Below are 19,499 nucleotides of genomic sequence, written 5' to 3'. Positions count from 1 at the left end.
CTCGTTAAGGCTTACTTCGGCCGAACGCTTTGATCGCCACCGGGACTGCCGGGCGGGGGAATCACCGGCGTATTGCTACTATCTGAATTCGGCGCGCGTGCCCGCATCGCGGGATCGACATTGCTCGGCGGGCAAAGGACACCATCTGATTTCGCGAGCTTATCGCCCAACGGCTCCGGGCTCTGGCCGGTCGTCGTACCGCTCGGAGCAATCGTCCCCTGTGGGGTCGTTTGTGTGGGTGCACAATTGGCATTTGCGCGCTCTGCCGATGGCGGCGCGGTCTGTGCGGGAGGTGTGGCAGGCGTCGGCGGCGCCTGCGCGAAGGCGGCGCTGGAACCGGCGATGACTAGACCTGCGATGACGAGCGACTGTTTGATCTGCATCCGGAGCCAACCGCGGGCGCGAACGGAGGTTCCGGTCCCGCGCTCCACAGTCAGGATTTAATGTAGCGGATCAGCGAAAAATGCCCCATCGGCGGCATCGGCCGCCGCTCGGCCAGTGTGATCCCGCCATGGACCGTTGCCCAGTCCACCAGCCGCTTCCACGGAAATTCCGGTCGCCAGCCGAGCCGGCGGGCCAGCGGCGCAAAGGCCAGTTCGAAAATTTTGCGCGGACCGCTCTCGGCGCCGATGTGATTGACGAGAATGAGCTCGCCGCCTGGTTTCAACACGCGGATGAAATCGTCCAGCGTCGCTTCCGGATCGGGTACGGCAGTGATGACATATTGCGCCACGACGGCATCGAAATGATTGTCGGGGAATGCGAGATTCTTCGCATCCATAACCGCCAGCGTTTCGACATTGGTGAGGTTGTGGGCGCGGACGCGCTCATGGGCCTTGCGCAGCATCGGCTCGGAAATATCGACGCCGCAGATTTTGGTGGTGCGAGCGTAATCGACCAGCGACAGTCCAGTGCCGACGCCGACATCGAGGATGCGGCCGCCGATGCGATCGGCCTCGATAATCGTCGATTGCCGACCGCTATCGAACACCTTGCCAAAAACGAGATCGTAAATCGGCGCCCAGCGCCCGTAAGCCTTCGCGACCCCCGCGCGGTCGATATCGCCAGCCATGCCCCTACCCTGAACTCTTACACACGCATCGCTGCGACGGCGGGGACATTAGCATCGCGGGGGGAGGTGCTGACAGGGCTTTTCGCCGCAGCGCTCTTGATGAAGCCGCCGCCGAGCACGCGGGCCTGCCCGTCCGGCGCGTCGTAGAACACACAGGCCTGACCGGGCGATACGCCCTCTTCGCCGCCGACCAGTTCGATCTCGTAGCCGCCATTCACAGCACGCAACCAGGCCGGCTGTGGTCCACGGGTCGAGCGCACCTTGACGAACAGCTCGAGGCCATTGCCAACGGCGCTATCGAGCGTCCCGCCGCCGATCCAGTTGACGTCGCGCAGCACAATGCGGTGCATCCGCAAGGCCTCACGCGGGCCGACGACCACGCGCCGGGTGACGGCGTCGAGCTTGATCACGTAGAGCGGCGCGCTGGCTGCAATACCGAGGCCGCGGCGCTGACCGATAGTGAAATGGATAATGCCGTCGTGGCGGCCGATGACATGGCCATCCATATCGACGATCTCGCCCGGTTCGAGCGCATTCGGCTTCAGACGTTCGATCACGTCGGTGTAGCGGCCGGACGGCACGAAGCAGATGTCTTGGCTGTCCTGCTTGTCGGCGACCGACAGATCGAACTGCCGGGCCAGTTCGCGGGTCTGCGGCTTGCTCATGTCGCCGAGCGGAAAGCGGAGATAATCGAGCTGTTCCTGCGTAGTCGCGAACAGGAAATAGCTCTGGTCGCGATCGGCATCGGCAGCACAGACCATGGCACGCGAGCCGTCAGCAAGGCGGCGCGAGGCCACGTAATGCCCGGTCGCCAGCGCCTGCGCGCCGAGATCGCGCGCGGTCGCCAGCAGGTCGCGGAACTTGACGGAACGATTGCACTCGATGCACGGCACCGGCGTTTCGCCGGAGGCATAGCTCGCGGCGAAATTGTCGATGACGGACTCGCGGAACCGGCTTTCGTAATCCAGCACATAATGCGGGATCCCGATCCGCTCGGCGACGTCGCGAGCATCATGTATGTCACGGCCGGCGCAGCAGGCGCCCTTACGATGGGTGGCGGCGCCGTGATCGTAGAGTTGTAGCGTAATACCGACGACGTCGTAGCCCTGCGACTTCAACAGCGCAGCCGTCGCCGAGGAGTCGACGCCGCCGGACATGGCGACCACGACCCTGGTGTCCTGCGGACGGCCTTCGAGATCGAGACTGTTGAGCATGGTTTCGGTCACTGATGCGACCGCGCTGGCTGCAAACCGTCGCGATCAGGAAAACGGAGCCAAATCCCGGAACTTAAGGTCGGTCCGACAATGGGTTGGGATATGGCACTTTAATATAGGCCGCCTTGCGCTCAATCAATCACGGCGCCTCGCCGGAAACGGCAATTCTTGCCGCCGGGCAGAAAAGATAATGCCGCGACGGTCCCCACGGAGGTTCCATCCGAATTACAACATACTGATTTATATAGATATTTTTATAAAACGAGAGGTGGCCCGGTCCTTGCTGAAAGGAGGATAGAACTCTTCTGGAAAGGCCGCCCGTGGTTAGCGTCACGTCCGATATCGTCTCAAACGTCTCGTTTCAGAACGCACGATCGAATTCGTCCCGCGACGATCAGCGGTCGGACGCCGACAGCTTCGGCTCGCTGGTCGACAGCAACACCGTTGCCAGCGCCAATAGCGACCGCGCCGCGGCAGCCCAGCCTGATCTGCCAGCACCCGCACGGCGTGACGACACCCGCTCCTCAAGCAATGACCGCACACGGCAGGCCGACGATCGCACCGACAACGCGGCCGCCAATGCACGCGACCGCGACACCCACGCAGCCGATGCCGCGCAGGACTCCCGCAAGGCGAATAAGAGCGACCCGAGCGACACGAAGGTCGATTCCAAGGCCGACGCGAAGACGGGCGACAAGACCGACACCAAGGACGCCCCGTCCAAGGATACCGACAAGACAACAACGACCGACGCCGACGCAACGGCCTCAACCGAGAAACCCGTCGCGGTCGCCGCCGTCGCCGTCGCGATCCCCGTGCCTGCGGCCACGACCGATGTTGCGGTAGCTCCGGCAGCGCCCGAAACCACCGGCGTTGCACAGCCTCTCGCCATCGCTGCAGCCGTTTTGAAAGCCCAGACGGCAGTGACCGAAGCTGCAACGGCTGATACCGAAGCGGCGCCTGCAGCGACGCCCCCGGAAGCCGAAGCGAATTTCGCGACACTTATCGCATCCGCGACACCCGCGGGCGGCAAAGCCGGCGCGAAGAAGACCAGCGCAGCCGATGCCGCAACGGCATCAACGGCTGAGGTCAAATCAGAAGACAAGACGAAGGCGGCCACGACGACGTCCACGCAGCCAGTCGACGCGGCCGCAGCGGCAACAGTCGGCAAGGACGCCAAGCCGGGCGACAAACTCGTCGATGGCGTAGCAACTGACGCGACCACTGTTGCACCGGAAGCAGCAAAGCCTGCGGCTGGCGCTGCCCACGAGCGTCGCACCGAACACACCGCTCAGGCTGCAGTACCGGATGTGACTGCGCCGACCACCAATAGCTTGCAGCAGCAGCCGTTGCAGACCGCAACGACGCCGATTGCAGCTGCGACCCCGCAATTGACCGCCACGGTCGCGACCAATGCGCCAGTGCCTTTGAATGGCGTCGCCGTCGAGATCGCCCAGAACGCCAAATCGGGCAAGAGCAGCTTCGACATCCGGCTCGACCCTGCTGAGCTTGGCCGTATCGATGTCCGCCTCGAAGTCGACAAGCATGGCAATGTCACCTCGCACCTCACCGTCGAGAAGCCGGAAACCCTGACCATGCTGCGCCAGGATGCACCGCAACTGCAGCGCGCGCTCGAACAGGCGGGTCTCAAGACCAACGACAGCGGATTACAATTCAGCCTGCGCGATCAATCGCAAGGCCAGCAACAGAATAGTGGCGAGAATTCGGGCCGCAACGCCCAGCGCCTTGTGATCCACGAAGACGAGTCCGTGCCTGCGATTGCTGCGGGCCGCGGTTATGGCCGCATGCTGGGATCCAGCAGCGGCGTCGACATCAGTATCTGAGGAGTGAACCATGGCAGTTGAAGCAACGACTCCAAGCCCTGTCGTATCCGGTACCACGCCGGTATCGAACTCGAGCAGCAGCTCCGGCTCGACGACCACCGGCATTGCCGATAATTTCCAGACGTTCCTGACGCTGCTGACGACGCAGCTGCAGAACCAGAACCCGCTCGATCCACTCGATACCAATCAGTTCACGCAGCAACTCGTGCAGTTCGCGGGCGTCGAACAGCAGCTCAAGTCGAACGATCAGTTGAAAGCCCTGGTCGATCTCGGCAAAGCTACGGAAGCGACGCAGGCGCTCATCTATGTCGGCAACAACGTCGCTGTCGACGGCAGCACGGCGCAATTCAAGACGTCGGCGACATGGAATCTTCTCGCCGACAAGGACTCGACAGCCACCGTCAACATTACGAATTCCGCTGGTAACGTTGTCTACACCGGCAAGTATACGTTGAAGTCCGGCAACGGCACTTTCGTATGGGACGGCAAAGGCAATGATGGCGTTCAGTATCCCGAAGGGGCCTATACGCTGACGGCAACGGGCAAGGACGACAACGGTCGCGACGTCGCTATCTCCACGGAAGTCCAGGGCGTTGTCGATTCCGTCGATCTGTCAGCGAGCCCCGCCCTGCTCTCGATCAACGGCACCAACTATACCGTCGACAAGATCAAGCGCGTGGTGCGGCCGACGACTCCGACGACGCCAACCACACCGACAACCTGACGCTGCGCCGCGTCATCTCCTCGGGACGATTATTTCGAACCAAATCCAGTTCTATTCGCATTGGAGTTGTAGGCTTAGGCAAATTTTAAGTCGCTGGGCGTAGATTGTTGAAGTGAGTTCAGTGGTTGAGAGTTTGTGAGTACGCCATGACAGAACCCCATCGCCCGAGGGTCAAATACGTCATCGGGCCTGACGGCAGTCCGTTAACAATTGCGGATCTGCCCGCGCCCGGAACCAAACGGTGGGTCATCCGCCGCAAAGCCGAAGTCGTCGCCGCCGTACGCGGTGGCCTTCTGTCTCTTGAGGAAGCCTGCAGCCGCTATACGCTGACAGTCGACGAATTCCTCTCGTGGCAGTTCTCGATCGACCAGCACGGTCTGGCAGGACTGCGGACCACCCGCATCCAGCAGTATCGTCAGTAAACGAATCGTTAATATCTCCAATTCGATGAAAACCGGCTCCCTCATGGGAAGCCGGTTTTCGTCATTTGGCCATATTTTTGCCACCCGTTAACCGCCGTTAACCATATCGAAACCATACCCCGGCAAAATTTGCCCAGTCGGTCTTTGAGGCCGAATCTCAGGGGCTGGTTCGTGCAGAGTCTTCTAAGTTTCCTTAAAGGTCTCGGCGCGGCGCGCCTGATGGCGATGGTTGCGGTGACGGCCGCGCTCATCGGCTTCTTTGCTTTCGTCATCATGCGGGTCACCACGCCGCAGATGACCACCCTGTTCACGGACCTGAGCGTCGAGGACTCCTCGGCGATCATCAAGGACCTGGAACGTCAGGCCATCCCTTATGAGCTGAAGAACGACGGTGCCGCCATCATGGTGCCGAAGGACAAGGTGACTCGCCTGCGCATGAAGCTGGCCGAAGGCGGCCTGCCCAAGGGTGGCGGCGTCGGCTACGAGATTTTCGACAAGTCCGACGCTCTCGGCACAACAAATTTTGTTCAGAATATCAACCACTTGCGTGCTCTCGAAGGCGAATTGGCTCGAACTATCCGGGCGATCGACCGGGTGCAGTTTGCCCGCGTCCACCTCGTCCTGCCGGAACGCCCCCTGTTCTCCCGCGAAGCGCCTGAGCCTTCGGCCTCGATCGTCGTCCGCGTCCGCGGCGCCCTCGACCCGCAGCAGGTTAGGGCGATCCGCCATGTCGTCGCGTCGGCCGTCAACGGCCTGAAGCCGGCCCGGGTTTCGATCGTCGACGAAGCCGGACAGCTGCTCGCCGACGGCGCCGCTGACGCGACCATGGAAGGCGCCACCGGCGACGAACGCCGCGCCGGCTTCGAAAAGCGGATGCGGAGCCAGGTCGAAGCGATCGTTTCCTCGGTGGTGGGCGCAGGCCGGGCCCGGGTCCAGCTCACAGCCGACTTCGACTACAACAAGGTCACGCAGACCTCCGACAAATTCGACCCGGAAGGCCGGGTCTTGCGCTCCAGCCAGAGCCGCGAAGAATCCTCCGCCGTCGGCGAGCGGGATGGCCAAGTCACCGTCAACAACGAACTGCCAGGCAATCAGGCGGCCGGCAACACGGGGACGGCGAAGGATCAAAGCAAGAAGTCGGAAGAAACCAACAACTACGAAATCTCCCGCATCACCAAGACCGAAGTGACCGAAGCAGGCCGTGTCAATCGCATCTCGGTCGCGGTACTGGTCGACGGCAGCTACAGCAAGAACGAGAAGGGCGAGCAGGTCTACGCCCAACGCCCCAAGGAAGAACTCGATCGCATCGCAGCGCTGGTCCGTTCGGCCATTGGCTTCGACCAGAAGCGCGGCGATCAGGTCGAGGTCGTCAACCTGAAATTCGCCGAGGGCCCAACTGTCGTTCCGACGCCGGAGCCGACCGGTCTGCTCGGCATGATGCAATTCACCAAGGATGACGTGATGCACGTCATCGAACTCGCGGTCATGATGCTGCTCGGTCTGGTCGTGATGTTCATGGTCATCCGCCCGCTCGTCCGCCGCGTCCTCGCCTCTGAGCCCGTGCCGGCGCTCCCTGCAGCCAACGCTCTCGTTCTTCCCGACGGTGTCGCCCTCAGCGCTGACGGACAGACCGTCATTCCCGCCAGCGGCCCCAACATGATCGACGTCGCCACCATCCAGGGTCAGGTCCACGCGCAATCCGTGCATCGCGTGGGCGAACTGGCCGATCGTAACCCCAACGAAACCGCAGCCATTGTTCGCGCATGGCTGCAGGAACCGGCGTGATCTGAATGGCATCCGTTCCGCAAACCACCGGCGACAACAGCAGCGACATCGCCAGCGTCGTCGCTTCGCTCGCACAGCGCCAGGGCGGCCGCGCGCCCGCGAAGCCGCTCAGCGGCCCGAAGCGTGCAGCCATCCTGATGCTGGCGCTGGGCGAACAGTATGGCGGCAAGGTGTGGGCGCAGCTCGACGACGACGAAGTGCGTGAGCTTTCACTTCACATGTCGTCGCTCGGAACCATCGAGCCGGAGACGGTCGAAGATCTGCTGCTCGAATTCGTATCGCGGATGTCCGCCTCCGGCGCCCTGATGGGCACTTTCGATGCCACCGAGCGTCTGCTGACCCAGTATCTGCCGTCCGAGCGCGTCAGCGGTATCATGGAAGAAATCCGCGGCCCCGCCGGCCGCAACATGTGGGAAAAACTCTCGAACGTGCAGGAAGAGGTTCTCGCGAACTACCTGAAGAACGAATATCCGCAGACCGTCGCTGTGGTGCTGTCGAAGCTGAAGCCGGAGCATGCGGCACGCGTGCTCGGCATCCTGCCCGAGGATCTTGCGCTCGACGTCATCAACCGCATGCTCAAGATGGAAGCGGTGCAGAAGGAAGTCATCGAGCGCGTCGAACAGACGCTGCGCGTCGAATTCATGTCGAACCTCTCGCAGACCCGTCGCCGCGACGCGCACGAAGTCATGGCGGAAATCTTCAACAATTTCGACCGCCAGACCGAGACGCGCTTCATCACCTCGCTGGAAGAAGACAATCGCGAGGCGGCCGAGCGCATCAAGGCGCTGATGTTTACCTTCGACGACCTGATCAAGCTGGATGCCGGCTCCGCACAGACCCTGATGCGCAGCATCGACAAGGACAAACTGGGTATCGCACTGAAGAGCGCCAACGAGGAAGTGCGCGCCTTCTTCATGGGCAACATGTCGTCCCGCGCCGCCAAGATGCTGACCGACGATATGGCCGCGCTCGGCCCGGTCCGTCTGCGCGATGTCGACGAGGCACAGGCACTGCTGGTGAATTTGGCCAAGGATCTCGCCGCCAAGGGCGAAATCGTGCTGACCAAGAACCGCGCCGACGACGAGCTGGTGTATTGATGGCCGCCCCCGCAAAATTTCTGTTCGATATGGACTTCGCAGCGCCCGACAAGACGCGTGCGCCCGCGATCACGCCGGCCGAGATTGCGGAGAAGGTCGCCAACGCCGAAGCTCAGGCCTATCGCGCAGGCTTCGATGCGGCCCAGCGCGAGGCGAAGGCCGAAAGCGACCGTCGCGCCGCATTGGCGCTGGAACAGATCGGCGTTGCGATTTCCTCGATCTCGTCGCGCTTCGGGGCCATCGAAGAAAAGATGGAAACCGAAGCTGTCGATGTCGCGGTGTCGGTGGCACGCAAACTCTGCAGTGAATTGATCGCCGTTGAGCCGCTCACCGAAGTCATGGCCCTGGTCCACGACTGTTTCAAGAATCTGGTGTCGACACCGCATCTCGTGGTGCGCATCAACGACCAGCTCTACGACGAAGCACGCGAACGCATCGAGAAACAGGCCAAACAAAGCGGCTTCGCCGGTCGCCTCGTCATCCTCGCCGAGCCGGATATCGAGAACGGCGACTGCAAAATCGAATGGGCGGATGGCGGCGTCGTGCTCGAACGCTCAACCATCGACGCCAAGATCAACGAACTCGTCGGACGCTACATGGCGTCGCGCAATCAGGCCTGACAGGGCTGTGAGGACTAGAATATGAGCGATCCACAGGTGCCGCTTCCCGATCTCAATGCCACCGATCCCGGCGCAATGGGGGACGTGGGCTATGCTGACGAAGAACAGGTCACGCGTATTGCCGCCGATCTCGAAGCGGTCTTCGACGTTCCAGTCCAGGTCTCGGCCGTGCTCGGCCGCTCCAAGATGGGTGTGGGCGAATTGCTGAAGCTCGGGCCCGGCACCGTGCTCGAACTCGACCGCCGCGTTGGCGAAGCGATCGACATCTACGTGAACAACCGCCTGGTGGCGCGCGGCGAAGTCGTCCTCGTCGAAGAAAAGCTCGGCGTCACCATGACTGAAATCATCAAGGCTGAACGCAGCTAATTCGAGACAAACGGCGCCTCAAGGGCGCGACCAGGATATAACAGGAGATCACCATGCGGCTTCTCATCGTTGGTACCCTCAAGGGCCAACTCACCACCGCCACCAAGATCGCCATGGATAACGGCGCCTCCGTGGTTCATGCCGAAGGCCACGATCAGGCGATGGGCGTGTTGCGCGGCGGCAAGGGCGCGGATCTCCTGCTGGTGGATGTCGCCCTCGACATCCGCGACCTCGTGATGCGGCTGGAAGCCGAACACATCCATGTACCGATCGTCGCCTGCGGCATCACCACCGATGCCCGCGCTGCGGTGGCGGCGATCCATGCCGGCGCCAAAGAATACATCCCGCTGCCGCCAGATCCGGAACTGATCGCCGCCGTTCTGGCCGCCGTCGCCAACGACTCCCGCGACCTGATCTATCGCGACGAGATGATGGGCAAGGTGGTCAAGCTGGCGCAGCAGATCGCCGGCTCCGATGCGTCGGTGATGATCACGGGCGAATCGGGCACCGGCAAGGAAGTGCTGGCGCGCTACGTCCACACCCGCTCCAACCGCGCCAAGAAGCCGTTCATCAGCATTAACTGCGCTGCAATCCCCGAGCATCTCCTGGAGTCCGAACTGTTCGGCCACGAGAAGGGTGCCTTCACCGGCGCGATCGCACGCCGCATCGGCAAGTTCGAGGAAGCCACCGGCGGCACGCTCTTGCTGGACGAAATCTCGGAAATGGACGTGCGGCTGCAGTCGAAGCTGCTGCGCGCCATTCAGGAGCGCGTCATCGACCGCGTCGGCGGCACCAAGCCGGTGCCGGTGGACATTCGCATCATCGCAACCTCGAACCGCAACCTGTCCGACGCCGTACGCGAAGGCACGTTCCGCGAAGATCTGCTGTTCCGCCTCAACGTCGTGAACCTGAAGATCCCGCCGCTGCGCGATCGCCCGGCCGACATTCTCGAACTGGCGCAACATTTCGCCAAGAAATATGCCGACGCCAATGGCGTTCCGGTGCGTCCGATCTCCGCCGAGGCGCGGCGCGTGCTCACCGCCAATCGCTGGCAGGGCAACGTCCGTGAACTCGAAAACACGATCCACCGTTCGGTGCTGATGGCCAACGGCGACGAGATCGGCGCGGATGCCATCCTGACCCCGGATGGCGATCGTCTCGATCTCGCCAAGACCCCGCCGGCCGTGGCGCATGCAACCATGGCGGCAGAAACCGTGACCCGCGCACTGGTCGGCCGTACCGTAGCCGATGTCGAGCGCGATCTGATCCTTGAAACGCTGAAGCACTGCCTCGGCAACCGCACCCATGCGGCCAACATTCTTGGCATCTCGATCCGCACGCTGCGCAACAAGCTCAACGAATATGCCGATGGCGGGTTGCCGATCACACCGGCGGGCGCAGGCGCCGGCGACTATCGTGCGGCCATGGGCGCGATGTAATTACGCGAAAAACGACAACGACGCGCCCTGCGAATAGCTCGGCGCGTCCTGCTTGCGAAAAATCTTGATCGGATCTCCCGGCGTCAGCGCCTGCCGGGTGAACATCGCATAGGCATAGAACGCGAGATAACCGATCGAAATCGCGCCGATCACATAGACGATCCCAATGCCGATCCGCTTCATGCGACCGCACCCCGCCGCACGAGATGGCGGAGCCACAGCCAGATCATCGGGACGACCACGAGTTCGCCGATCAGACTGATCAGGAGGCCCACGGTCGGAAAGCCATGACCGAGCACCGCCAGCAGACGCGCAGCCGCACCAAACACGAGGATGAAGGTCACGATCGAAATCCGCTCAAAGCGCTTTTCGATCTGCGGGATCGCCGACCAGTAGATCAGTCCGACCGCCACCAGCACACCCTTGATGAAGCGCACATAGCCTTCCATCGTCACGCCGAGCCTGACGCCCGAGAGGCTGGTGCCGAACAGCACGCCGGTCAGGCCGAACAGGATGGCCACGAGGCCGACAATCGCCAGTGCGATCTGAAGCAGTCTGCGTTCCAAAATGGGCTCCCTGGGCTCAAGCAGCCTAATAACTGCGTCATGGAACGACAATGAGCAACCGGCCACGTTGGCGCACACAACTTGGGGGTCTCCGGCTTGCGTCAGACGCCTGAATGGTTAGCTTTCCCCGCTGAGTCGCGGCAAAATGGCTGCGCACCGCTTTCCAGAGACGCAATGCCGACCTTTACCCCGCATCAGGATGCCGCGCTGAAAGCCGTCGACGACTGGCTGAAGGCGAAGCCAGGCCGCAACGGCACACCGCAGGTGTTCCGGCTGTTCGGCTTTGCCGGTACCGGCAAGACGACATTGGCGCGGCACGTCGCCGACAATGTGGACGGCGAGGTGAAATTCGCAGCCTTTACCGGTAAGGCGGCGCTGGTGATGCGCAACAAGGGCTGCGACGGCGCCTCCACGATTCACTCACTGATCTATCGCGCCCGTGAGAGCGGCGAGGAGCAGCCGAATTTCGAACTGTGGGACGACGCGCCAGCCTCCAAGGCCAAGCTGATCGTGATCGACGAATGTTCGATGGTCGACGCCGAGCTTGGCCGCGACCTGCTGTCATTCGATTGCCCTCTGCTGGTGCTCGGCGATCCCGCGCAGTTGCCGCCGATCCAGGGTGGCGGCTTCTTCACCGAGACCGAGCCCGACGTGATGCTGACCGAAGTGCATCGCCAGGCCGAGCACGATCCGATCGTGCGCATGTCGATGGATGTCCGCGAGGGGCGGTCGCTGCAGCCCGGGCAATATGGCCTGAGCGAAATCGTGTCGCGCAAGGCACTCGATCCGGATCGCGTGATGTCCGCCGATCAGGTACTGGTTGGCCGCAACAACACGCGCCGCGCCTACAATATGCGTGTCCGGCAGAAACTTGGCATCGAGGACCTGCTGCCGGTGGCCAATGACAAGCTGGTCTGCCTGCGCAACAACCGCAAGAAGGTGCTGTTCAACGGCGGTCTGTGGCGCGTGAAGGCGCGCGCTGCCTCGAAGTCGCAGATCATCACCATGCGAATTTCGCCGGATGAGGATTTTGGCGGCAAGGTCACCAAGGTATCTGTGCGCGCGGACTGTTTCTCGGGCGGTGTTGAGACGCTGCCGTGGGAGCAACGCAAGCCTTACGACGAATTCGACTATGGCTACGTGCTGACCGTGCACAAAAGCCAGGGCTCGCAATGGGACGACGTCGTTCTGTTCGACGAGAGCTTTGCATTTCAGGAGAGCCGCGCCCGCTGGCTCTACACCGGCATCACCCGCGCCGCGAAGCGCTTGAGCATCGTGGTTTAACGCGCGTATTTTGCAATCAATCGCATGCGCTGATCTGACGCGTCTGGCTCCTAGGCATCGTGGAACAAGATGCCCGCCCGAACGTTTCGGCCACTTACGCTTAATAAGGAGCTCGATATGCATCCCGCGAAAATCTTGACGATGGCTACGATGATCGGCGCAAGCGCGCTGGCGTTTTCGGCGCCGGCAACATCTGCGCCCCTGCTTAGTCAGCCCGGCCTCGCCAGTGCCGTACCGTCGGCCACCGAGAACGTGCAGTATTATCGCCGCTACGGTTATGGCCCACGCTACGGCTACGGTCCCGGCTACTATCGCCGCGGACCCAGCGCTGGCGCCGTCGTCGGCGGCCTCGCAGCGGGCGCCATCATCGGCGGCGCGATTGCGGCCAGCCAGGCCAACGCGGCAGCCCAGCAGAACGCAGCCTATTGCGCGCAGCGCTATCGTTCCTACGATCCGGCGTCAGGCACTTATCTGAACAACGACGGCAATCGTTATCCCTGCCCGTAAGTGGTTAGCGTCATAGTTAATCAGAAAGCCGCGGGACGCATGTTCCGCGGCTTTTTCCTGCCATCCAGATCCTCACGAACTCGTGTCCGGTATCGCGTAACAACCGGCACCCTCTTCCGTATCTCGGATGTGCCCACCGGAAATGCCGATTGCGAACCACGGGCTCCGGTCTAGACTGCCGGTCATCCGGCCATCGATCATCCAAGAGGACCTGCTATGCGCCGCTCCCTGTTCAGCCGCCTCTCGCTCTGCGCCTTTGCCGGCGCATTGGCGATTTCGACCGCCCTCGTGGCTCCTACTTTTGCCGCCGAAGAGGCTGTCATCATTCCCGCACCCGCGGCGGATACGCCGGCCGCGACCGGCATTCAGACTGCGGTGATTGCGGGTGGGTGCTTCTGGGGCGTCCAGGGCGTATTCCAGCACACGGCAGGCGTCGTCAACGCTGTGTCCGGCTATGCCGGCGGCTCCAAGAGCTCGGCCAATTACACCGCGGTCAGCACCGGCTCGACCGGGCACGCCGAAGCGGTCGAGATCAAATACGACCCGCAAAAGATCAGCTACGGCAAGATCCTGCAGATTTATTTCTCGGTGGCGCATGACCCGACCCAGCTGAATCGCCAGGGCCCGGATTCGGGAACGCAATATCGGTCGGAAATTTTCGCGACGACGCCGGAGCAGAATAAAGTGGCGGAAGCCTATATCGCCCAGCTCAACGCTGCAAAGGTCTACAAGAAGCCGATCGTCACCAAGCTCGGCATGCTTGAAGCCTTCTATCCGGCGGAAGCTTATCATCAGGACTACCTGACGCTGCACCCGAACCAGCCCTATATTGCCTATAACGATATTCCGAAGGTCGAGAACCTGAAGAAGATCTTTGCCCAGAACTATATCGAGAAGCCGACGCTGGTGAGCGCGTCGAAGGTCACAAATTGACCTGAGCGCTCGCAGCCATCGCCGATCGGGAAGGAGAGAGAATGACCGACACCAAGACCACATCCGGCAAGGTCGAAAAGAGCGAAGCCGAATGGCGCCGCGAACTGACCCCGATGCAGTATGCGGTACTGCGCGAAAAGGCGACGGAGCGTCCGTTCACCGGCGAGTACGAACATGACCATACGCCGGGCACCTTCGTCTGCGCCGGCTGCGGCCAGACACTGTTCGAGTCCGATGCCAAGTTCGATTCCGGCTGCGGCTGGCCGAGCTTCACGCAGCCCTCACGAGAAAGTCATATCGACGAAGAACGCGATGTGACCCACGGCATGATCCGCACGGAAGTGCTGTGCTCCAAGTGCAATGGTCATCTCGGACATGTGTTTGACGACGGCCCCGGACCCACGGGATTGCGATACTGCATCAACTCTGCGGCCTTGAAACTTCAGCCTAAATAAATACGTATCCCCTATCGAACTGTTTCAGTGCCCCGTGCGACTCATCGAAGTCTCGCGGGGCATTTCTGTCCAATACTTGTCCGTAAGCGGCTTCGCCTATTGCCTGTTACTTGAACATGCCTCAGCGGTATGCACGTTTGCGAAGAAGAATAAGAAAGTACCAAGATGTCTACCCGTTCAAACCGTTTGTTGCTCGGCATTGCCCTTGCGGGTCTCATTCTCGAAAGCTTGGTGTCCCACCCCGCACTGGCGACCGACAAGGTGTCGCTGTTCAAGGTGATCACGGCCAAGGACGAGATCATCATCGGCATTAACGATGACCAGCTTTCCACTTTCGAAGCCAAGAACGCCGGCGGCGTCGCCAAGCATCTGGTCCAGAAGGGTACGCTGACGGCCTGGCAGTACGCCGTGCGCAAGGCTGAGGCCGGGGCGCTGGAGCAGGCGCCTTTGCGGCAGGTGGGGCTTATGTCGACTGAGGCGCTGCGGGTCGAGCCCTATACCACCCCCCTGAAAATCGTGCCGCTGCCGGACGTGACCGGACAATAGGCAAATATTGCGCCGCGCGCGCCGCTGCCCATGCCTTAAGCGCGCGCTAAGCTCTTTAAATCACAAAGCTATTACGGCAATACCGCCCGCGGCCGGCGATTCATCATGCTGTATCGCAGGTGTCGCAATCGGCCAAAACGTGCTTATATTGGGGTCTGTCCTGAAATGATGTTCCGCGCGCCGCCGGATCGGCTGCATTGCGAATGAAGCGTCGTTTCGTTGCGTATTCAGATGAGGTCCCCGACCATGGCAGCTTTCAGCTACAACACCGCAGCCGAACTCTTCCCCGCCGCGATCCGCAAGAAAAAGCGTGCCGGTTTCGCCTATCGTCGTTTCGATACGGCCGCCGCCGCCGTCCAGTTCGCGATCGAGGAGCTGCCGGCTGACTCGCTGAACGGCGCCTATCTGCAGGTCGAGGAAGCCCGTTTCGACCAGAGCGGCATCCGCTCGCTCTATGAGAGCCAGGATTTCCCGCTCGAGCGCCGCGTGCGCGCCGAAGAACCTGCGACCGACGACGCCGACGCAGCTTGAGCTTCACGAATTGAGACGATCGCAGCCCGGACTCTGAACTAGAGTCTGGGCTGTTTTTCGAGCCACTTGCGCAGCATTCTGACGTTGCGGACATTGGCCCGGAACATCACGTCGAACGCATCGCCGATAAAGGGCACGATGCCGACAGCACCGTCCACCGCAACATTGCCCAGCATCCGCGCCGTGAGATGCCACGGCGCGCCGAGCGCCCGTGCCTCGCGCACCACCCATAGCGAGATCGCCGTGGTGATGATGTCGCCCACGATCGGAATCAAGCCGATCAGACCATCGATGCCGTAGCGGATCTTGGTGCCCGGTACGATGAAGGCGACGTCGAGCAGTTTCGCCAGCGCATCCAGCCGCGCCAGCCGTTGCTCGCGCGTGAGATTTGCAAACGGATTGGCGCCCGCTCCGAAGTCGAACCGAAAGCCCTGCACATCCGGCCGAAGTTGCTCGGGCCGAACCTCAAAACCATCCTGATCGATGATCGGACCATGCGCGGACGCCGGTTTGCGTGGGCGGCCGGCGTCGTAAGTGGTTGATTGACCTGTGCTCATCATGGCCATGACATGGGGGACACGCGCCAACTCTGCAAGCGGCATCGCGTCACGCCTCATCGGGCGATCCACCGCGATCCCCATATTTGCCGCGCAGAAATTCTCCAACCACCGGTTGAATTGCAAGGAGCCCGCTATATTCTGCCCCCGCCGGGAACGGGTGGGGATGAGCGATGCGACGACCCTTGGGTGACGTGTGCCTCGATATTGCAAGCTTCGCCCGGGAGCGGAAGCACGAATTTCTCTCCTACATCCTGCGGCTCGCGGCAGCAGAGGCCTACCAGACCACGGCCGAGGACGACGCGTTCGAGATGCCGATGCCGCGCCGGCTCGCCGCACGTGAACTGATCGCAGGTTTCTGGGACTGGGACATCAGCAACGACCGCAACTATCTCGATGCCGGGGCTGCCCGCTTCTTCAATGTCGATCCCGAAACGGCCGCGCGCGGTCTGCCGAACATGGCCTATCTCGCAGCGGTCCATCCCGATGACGTTGACCGGGTGCACGCGGCGGTCGCGGCCGCGATGCGATCAGGCGGCATCTTTGAGTGCGAGTGTCGCCTGATCAAGAACGACCGGATCAGTTGGGTTCTCGCGCGCGGCAGTTGCACGCTGGACGGACATGGGCGCCCCGTCCGCCTGCCCGGCGCGATCATCGACATCACCCACGACAAGACGATGAACTGAGCGATCAGGCCAGCTTGCGGGCGCGGTCGATGGCTTCGTCCATGTTGAGAGCCGGCACCATCGACGGCGCTTCGAGATCGCATAGGGCGAAGCGGTTCTTGCCGTCGTTCTTGGCGGCATAGAGCGCCTGGTCGGCAGCCGCGATCAGTCGCTCCGGATATTGCCCGACCTGCGGGTGCCACTGCGCCACGCCGATGGACGCCGCAATCGGAATCTCGCCGGGCGCACAGCCCGCGGCGTCGATGCGGCACACATCCAGAATGCGGCGCGCGATGTTTGCCGCTTCATGCAGCGTCGTCGCCGGCAGGATGATGCTGAACTCGTCGCCGCCGGAACGCGCGAGCAGATCGCCGGGGCGGAGTTTGCTCTGGGTCATCAGCGTGAAGTGACGCAGGCAATCGTCGCCGGCCGCGTGGCCGTGGCCGTCATTGATTTCCTTGAAGCCGTCGAGATCGATCGCCAGCAGCGCGAACGGCTTTTGCGTGCGACGCGCCAGCGCGCATTCCTCGGTGAGGCGCTGCACCAGATGACGACGATTGGCGACGCCGGTGAGATCGTCGACCAGTGCGAGTTCGGCAACTTCGCCGCGCAGGCGATCGATGGCCATCAGGAGGAATCCGAAATTCCACGACATCGCCAGGAACACCAGCACCAGCACCATCATGGCCTGGAGATTGTTGAAATCGGCAAAGGTCATATTGCCGCCGATATTCGCCAGCGCCGCGGCCGAACGCACGGCATGCGCAGCAACGAGCGTGATGGCGAGCCAGCCGGCGAGACGGGCGCCGGCATTGCCGCCGCCATCCTTGCGCGACAACAGCAGCGGCACGGTCATGACAACGGTGACCGACTGGCCGGCGGAATAGATCAGCACCCGCATCGTCATGTTGTCGTGCCACAGCGTGAACAGCAGCAGGCCGGCCAGGCTGGCGGCGATGACGACGGCTTGCGCGCGCCAGCCCGCTGGGCGGCCGTAAAACTGATTCATGCCGATGGCGGCGAGGCTGGTGGCCAGCAGCAGCAGGCCGTTGCCCAGCAGGATGGCGATCAGCGGATCGACGCCGACGCCGCGCAGCACCGAGATGCTGTTGCCGAGCGCCGCGGCGAACGCGGCGGCTGTCCAGTAACGCGCGGCGTGCAGATTGGGATAGCTGGTGGCCACATAGGCCCAGACCACGCCGAGGGCCAAAAAGTTGACGGTGAACACCGTGAACAGCGTGCCGACGTTCAACATCGGCGGCACCCGCCACGTTGTGCGTCGCGCTTCTGCGCGCTGCTGTCGATCCCCGCCATCACTCTCACCACTCGTTCCCAGCAGGTGGTAAAATGCGTCGGCGACGCTTAACGGAATCTGACTCGCGGCGGATAATCCCCAGTGTGGTTTTGAAAGAGTGAAAGGGAATGAGTTAATCCGACTTTCACCATCGGGGTTCCCAAAGTTCGCCCGGCGGCCGCGCGGCTTAACAAAAGTTTAAAACCGCGCGCGCCCTCGCCTTGCCTATCGCCCCTCGCCTAGCGTCCGGCCGCGAGGCGATCGGCGAAATAGCCGATGGTCTTGCGATAGATCGTGGCCCTGTTCCACTCGCGCATCGCCTCGAAATTCGCCGTGCCTTCGCCGTAAGGCTGGCCGCCCCGGAAGCCCGCGGTCTTCAGGAGGTTCGCGGTCGAGGCCAGCACGTCCGGCACCGAATGGCGGAGATCCACATGGCCGTTGCCGTCGAAATCGACGCCGTATTTGATGTAGCTCGACGGCAGGAACTGCGTCTGGCCGAGCTCGCCGGCATAGGCGCCGATCAGGTCGCGCTGCGGCAGGTCGCCGCGCTGCAGGATCTTCAGCGCCGCGATCAGCTCGCCCTGAAACAGTTCGGTGCGGCGGCAGTCATGCGCCATGGTGGAGAGCGTGCGGATCACCGGCATCTTGCCGATATCGCCCTTGCCGAAATCCGACTCGAGGCCCCAGATCGCCACCACGATTTCAGGCGGCACGCCGAAGCGTTGCTCGATGCGCGACAGCAGCGAGGCGTGACGCTGCATCATCTGCAGGCCCATGGAGATACGGCCCTGGCCGACGCGGGTCGAGACATATTGCTCGAAACTCTTGTTGAAGGTGCCGCGCTGGCGGCGATCGAACGACAGCACCGCGGGGTCCTGCGTCACGCCGGCAAAGGCCTGCGAGATCACGCCCTGCGACACGCCGGCGGCGGCGGCCTCCTGCGACATGGCCGCGATGAAACCCTGGAAGTCGCCGCCGCATTTGGCGGCCTGCGAGGATGTGGCCGTCAGCGCAACCGAGACGAAGGACACAGCGGCAATGGCAATGGCGGTGATACGATTGGTCATGAAAAACCTGTTGGGTTGGCGATACCGGAGTGTGGCATGACCGGTGTGTCCGAACAACGGCGCGCCTTGTTCTCGTCATTCCGGGGCGCGCGCGACGCCGAAGGCGGCAAGCGTGAACCCGGAATCCCGACATGGCCTAGCGCTATCTGAGCCTCCCATGTCGGGATTCCGGGCTCGCGTCCGGCAAGCGCCGGCCGCGCCCCGGAATGACGTGCGTGGGATCTTCAGACATGCGTCATCACCCCCATTGTTTGCGGCGCGGGGGCGCCGTCGTGGTTTGCATTCCCGGCCCCCTGTGAGAGGGCGTGCGGAACGCCGGGTGCCCGTTGCACCCTTGGGCCTGATGCGATGCGGTCTTCCGCAATTGTGAGTGCATCAGGACTTTCGGAGGCGCCGAGCGATTGCCCGGCGTTCCGCATGCGGTGTTTTTTCGGTTGCTTGCACATCTGCCATGGCGAACGGTCCCATCACCAAAATTAATGTCCCAGGGCGGAGGGACAGGGTAGCCGCA

Annotated in this window: 23 protein-coding genes; 15 read left to right on the top strand and 8 right to left on the bottom strand. The window is 62.4% G+C overall.

Translation table 11 applies throughout. From position 1 onward, the window contains the following. Positions 1-11: 11 nt before the first annotated feature. The 3 genes from HP556_RS30210 to mnmA are packed head-to-tail and all read right to left on the bottom strand — an operon-like array spanning position 12 to position 2,286. Complete coding sequence (locus tag HP556_RS30210; protein WP_120289121.1) at positions 12-383, bottom strand: hypothetical protein; 372 nt, start codon at positions 381-383, stop codon at positions 12-14. A 50-nt stretch (positions 384-433) separates the two neighbouring features. Further along, the gene (locus tag HP556_RS06830) at positions 434-1,072 is read right to left on the bottom strand and encodes a class I SAM-dependent methyltransferase (RefSeq protein ID WP_175366391.1); all 639 of its coding nucleotides are present in this window, start codon (positions 1,070-1,072) and stop codon (positions 434-436) included. 17 nt (positions 1,073-1,089) lie between these two features. Next, the gene (gene mnmA, locus HP556_RS06825) at positions 1,090-2,286 is read right to left on the bottom strand and encodes a tRNA 2-thiouridine(34) synthase MnmA (RefSeq protein ID WP_175366478.1); all 1,197 of its coding nucleotides are present in this window, start codon (positions 2,284-2,286) and stop codon (positions 1,090-1,092) included. A gap of 320 nt (positions 2,287-2,606) precedes the next feature. On the opposite strand from mnmA, the gene HP556_RS30460 reads away from it, so the two are divergent. The 8 genes from HP556_RS30460 (at position 2,607) to flbD (ending at position 10,583) form a co-directional block, all read left to right on the top strand. Continuing rightward, entirely contained in the window at positions 2,607-4,130 is a 1,524-nt protein-coding gene (locus HP556_RS30460; RefSeq protein WP_175366390.1) for a flagellar hook-length control protein FliK, read from the top strand. 10 nt (positions 4,131-4,140) lie between these two features. Further along, entirely contained in the window at positions 4,141-4,854 is a 714-nt protein-coding gene (locus tag HP556_RS06815) for a flagellar hook assembly protein FlgD (protein ID WP_175366389.1), read from the top strand. A 146-nt stretch (positions 4,855-5,000) separates the two neighbouring features. Further along, positions 5,001-5,276, top strand: a complete 276-nt coding sequence (gene sciP, locus HP556_RS06810) for a CtrA inhibitor SciP (RefSeq protein WP_002714638.1) — start codon at positions 5,001-5,003, stop codon at positions 5,274-5,276. 171 nt (positions 5,277-5,447) lie between these two features. Further along, complete coding sequence (gene fliF / locus HP556_RS06805; RefSeq protein ID WP_175366388.1) at positions 5,448-7,061, top strand: flagellar basal-body MS-ring/collar protein FliF; 1,614 nt, start codon at positions 5,448-5,450, stop codon at positions 7,059-7,061. A gap of 5 nt (positions 7,062-7,066) precedes the next feature. After that, positions 7,067-8,158: a flagellar motor switch protein FliG gene (gene fliG, locus HP556_RS06800; RefSeq protein ID WP_089262059.1), complete on the top strand. Its 1,092-nt coding sequence runs from the start codon at positions 7,067-7,069 to the stop codon at positions 8,156-8,158. After that, complete coding sequence (locus HP556_RS06795; RefSeq protein WP_175366387.1) at positions 8,158-8,778, top strand: FliH/SctL family protein; 621 nt, start codon at positions 8,158-8,160, stop codon at positions 8,776-8,778. Before fliG ends, HP556_RS06795 begins: the two co-directional genes overlap by 1 nt. Positions 8,779-8,799: 21 nt before the next feature. Next, positions 8,800-9,144 carry a flagellar motor switch protein FliN gene (fliN, locus tag HP556_RS06790; protein WP_089262063.1) on the top strand — a complete coding sequence of 115 codons (345 nt, stop codon included), beginning with the start codon at positions 8,800-8,802 and terminating at the stop codon, positions 9,142-9,144. Between the two features lie 53 nt (positions 9,145-9,197). Continuing rightward, positions 9,198-10,583, top strand: a complete 1,386-nt coding sequence (gene flbD, locus HP556_RS06785; protein ID WP_068733445.1) for a sigma-54-dependent transcriptional regulator FlbD — start codon at positions 9,198-9,200, stop codon at positions 10,581-10,583. On the opposite strand, the gene HP556_RS06780 is transcribed toward flbD, so the two are convergent. Then, positions 10,584-10,766 (bottom strand): hypothetical protein, encoded by a 183-nt coding sequence (locus HP556_RS06780; protein ID WP_175366386.1) that lies wholly within the window; start codon positions 10,764-10,766, stop codon positions 10,584-10,586. Continuing rightward, complete coding sequence (locus HP556_RS06775) at positions 10,763-11,149, bottom strand: DUF4345 domain-containing protein (RefSeq protein ID WP_175366385.1); 387 nt, start codon at positions 11,147-11,149, stop codon at positions 10,763-10,765. The genes HP556_RS06780 and HP556_RS06775 overlap by 4 nt, the downstream gene beginning before the upstream one ends. Positions 11,150-11,323: 174 nt before the next feature. Here HP556_RS06775 and HP556_RS06770 point away from each other — a divergent pair, with 174 nt between their 5' ends. The 6 genes from HP556_RS06770 to HP556_RS06745 all read left to right on the top strand — a co-directional run bounded on the left by HP556_RS06770 (position 11,324) and on the right by HP556_RS06745 (position 15,405). Further along, the gene (locus HP556_RS06770) at positions 11,324-12,433 is read left to right on the top strand and encodes an ATP-dependent DNA helicase (protein WP_068733440.1); all 1,110 of its coding nucleotides are present in this window, start codon (positions 11,324-11,326) and stop codon (positions 12,431-12,433) included. 117 nt (positions 12,434-12,550) lie between these two features. Further along, positions 12,551-12,940, top strand: a complete 390-nt coding sequence (locus HP556_RS06765; protein WP_093759444.1) for a BA14K family protein — start codon at positions 12,551-12,553, stop codon at positions 12,938-12,940. Positions 12,941-13,156: 216 nt separating this feature from the next. Continuing rightward, on the top strand, positions 13,157-13,873 hold the full coding sequence (gene msrA, locus HP556_RS06760) for a peptide-methionine (S)-S-oxide reductase MsrA (RefSeq protein ID WP_175366384.1): 717 nt from the start codon (positions 13,157-13,159) through the stop codon (positions 13,871-13,873). A 41-nt stretch (positions 13,874-13,914) separates the two neighbouring features. Further along, a complete protein-coding gene (gene msrB / locus HP556_RS06755; protein ID WP_093759446.1) occupies positions 13,915-14,328 on the top strand; it encodes a peptide-methionine (R)-S-oxide reductase MsrB in 414 nt (137 codons plus the stop codon). A 165-nt stretch (positions 14,329-14,493) separates the two neighbouring features. Next, positions 14,494-14,874, top strand: a complete 381-nt coding sequence (locus HP556_RS06750) for a hypothetical protein (RefSeq protein WP_139285870.1) — start codon at positions 14,494-14,496, stop codon at positions 14,872-14,874. Positions 14,875-15,120: 246 nt separating this feature from the next. Further along, positions 15,121-15,405, top strand: a complete 285-nt coding sequence (locus HP556_RS06745; protein WP_068733430.1) for a hypothetical protein — start codon at positions 15,121-15,123, stop codon at positions 15,403-15,405. A 38-nt stretch (positions 15,406-15,443) separates the two neighbouring features. Here HP556_RS06745 and HP556_RS06740 read toward each other — a convergent pair whose 3' ends face one another. Next, entirely contained in the window at positions 15,444-15,962 is a 519-nt protein-coding gene (locus HP556_RS06740) for a DUF4112 domain-containing protein (protein WP_414716915.1), read from the bottom strand. Between the two features lie 173 nt (positions 15,963-16,135). Here HP556_RS06740 and HP556_RS06735 point away from each other — a divergent pair, with 173 nt between their 5' ends. After that, positions 16,136-16,648 (top strand): PAS domain-containing protein, encoded by a 513-nt coding sequence (locus tag HP556_RS06735; protein ID WP_089262075.1) that lies wholly within the window; start codon positions 16,136-16,138, stop codon positions 16,646-16,648. Between the two features lie 4 nt (positions 16,649-16,652). Here the strand turns inward: HP556_RS06735 and HP556_RS06730 are convergent, their stop codons facing one another. After that, on the bottom strand, positions 16,653-17,882 hold the full coding sequence (locus HP556_RS06730) for a GGDEF domain-containing protein (RefSeq protein ID WP_175366383.1): 1,230 nt from the start codon (positions 17,880-17,882) through the stop codon (positions 16,653-16,655). Between the two features lie 278 nt (positions 17,883-18,160). Further along, on the bottom strand, positions 18,161-18,988 hold the full coding sequence (locus HP556_RS06725; RefSeq protein ID WP_175366382.1) for a lytic murein transglycosylase: 828 nt from the start codon (positions 18,986-18,988) through the stop codon (positions 18,161-18,163). Between the last annotated feature and the right edge of the window lie 511 nt (positions 18,989-19,499).

It is taken from the genome of Tardiphaga robiniae, assembly GCF_013359755.1.
In the GTDB taxonomy this organism is placed as follows: domain Bacteria; phylum Pseudomonadota; class Alphaproteobacteria; order Rhizobiales; family Xanthobacteraceae; genus Tardiphaga; species Tardiphaga robiniae.
This window is presented reverse-complemented; position numbering and strand designations above follow the sequence as displayed.

What these genes read in the sequence shown, in the direction of transcription:
- HP556_RS30210 (WP_120289121.1), bottom strand. Translation starts at nt 383, where the DNA reads ATGCAGATCAAACAGTCGCTCGTCATCGCAGGTCTAGTCATCGCCGGT.
- HP556_RS06830 (WP_175366391.1), bottom strand. Translation starts at nt 1,072, where the DNA reads ATGGCTGGCGATATCGACCGCGCGGGGGTCGCGAAGGCTTACGGGCGC.
- mnmA (WP_175366478.1), bottom strand. Translation starts at nt 2,286, where the DNA reads ATGCTCAACAGTCTCGATCTCGAAGGCCGTCCGCAGGACACCAGGGTC.
- HP556_RS06815 (WP_175366389.1), top strand. Translation starts at nt 4,141, where the DNA reads ATGGCAGTTGAAGCAACGACTCCAAGCCCTGTCGTATCCGGTACCACG.
- sciP (WP_002714638.1), top strand. Translation starts at nt 5,001, where the DNA reads ATGACAGAACCCCATCGCCCGAGGGTCAAATACGTCATCGGGCCTGAC.
- fliG (WP_089262059.1), top strand. Translation starts at nt 7,067, where the DNA reads ATGGCATCCGTTCCGCAAACCACCGGCGACAACAGCAGCGACATCGCC.
- HP556_RS06795 (WP_175366387.1), top strand. Translation starts at nt 8,158, where the DNA reads ATGGCCGCCCCCGCAAAATTTCTGTTCGATATGGACTTCGCAGCGCCC.
- fliN (WP_089262063.1), top strand. Translation starts at nt 8,800, where the DNA reads ATGAGCGATCCACAGGTGCCGCTTCCCGATCTCAATGCCACCGATCCC.
- flbD (WP_068733445.1), top strand. Translation starts at nt 9,198, where the DNA reads ATGCGGCTTCTCATCGTTGGTACCCTCAAGGGCCAACTCACCACCGCC.
- HP556_RS06780 (WP_175366386.1), bottom strand. Translation starts at nt 10,766, where the DNA reads ATGAAGCGGATCGGCATTGGGATCGTCTATGTGATCGGCGCGATTTCG.
- HP556_RS06770 (WP_068733440.1), top strand. Translation starts at nt 11,324, where the DNA reads ATGCCGACCTTTACCCCGCATCAGGATGCCGCGCTGAAAGCCGTCGAC.
- HP556_RS06765 (WP_093759444.1), top strand. Translation starts at nt 12,551, where the DNA reads ATGCATCCCGCGAAAATCTTGACGATGGCTACGATGATCGGCGCAAGC.
- msrA (WP_175366384.1), top strand. Translation starts at nt 13,157, where the DNA reads ATGCGCCGCTCCCTGTTCAGCCGCCTCTCGCTCTGCGCCTTTGCCGGC.
- msrB (WP_093759446.1), top strand. Translation starts at nt 13,915, where the DNA reads ATGACCGACACCAAGACCACATCCGGCAAGGTCGAAAAGAGCGAAGCC.
- HP556_RS06750 (WP_139285870.1), top strand. Translation starts at nt 14,494, where the DNA reads ATGTCTACCCGTTCAAACCGTTTGTTGCTCGGCATTGCCCTTGCGGGT.
- HP556_RS06745 (WP_068733430.1), top strand. Translation starts at nt 15,121, where the DNA reads ATGGCAGCTTTCAGCTACAACACCGCAGCCGAACTCTTCCCCGCCGCG.
- HP556_RS06740 (WP_414716915.1), bottom strand. Translation starts at nt 15,962, where the DNA reads ATGAGCACAGGTCAATCAACCACTTACGACGCCGGCCGCCCACGCAAA.
- HP556_RS06735 (WP_089262075.1), top strand. Translation starts at nt 16,136, where the DNA reads ATGCGACGACCCTTGGGTGACGTGTGCCTCGATATTGCAAGCTTCGCC.
- HP556_RS06730 (WP_175366383.1), bottom strand. Translation starts at nt 17,882, where the DNA reads ATGTTGAACGTCGGCACGCTGTTCACGGTGTTCACCGTCAACTTTTTG.
- HP556_RS06725 (WP_175366382.1), bottom strand. Translation starts at nt 18,988, where the DNA reads ATGACCAATCGTATCACCGCCATTGCCATTGCCGCTGTGTCCTTCGTC.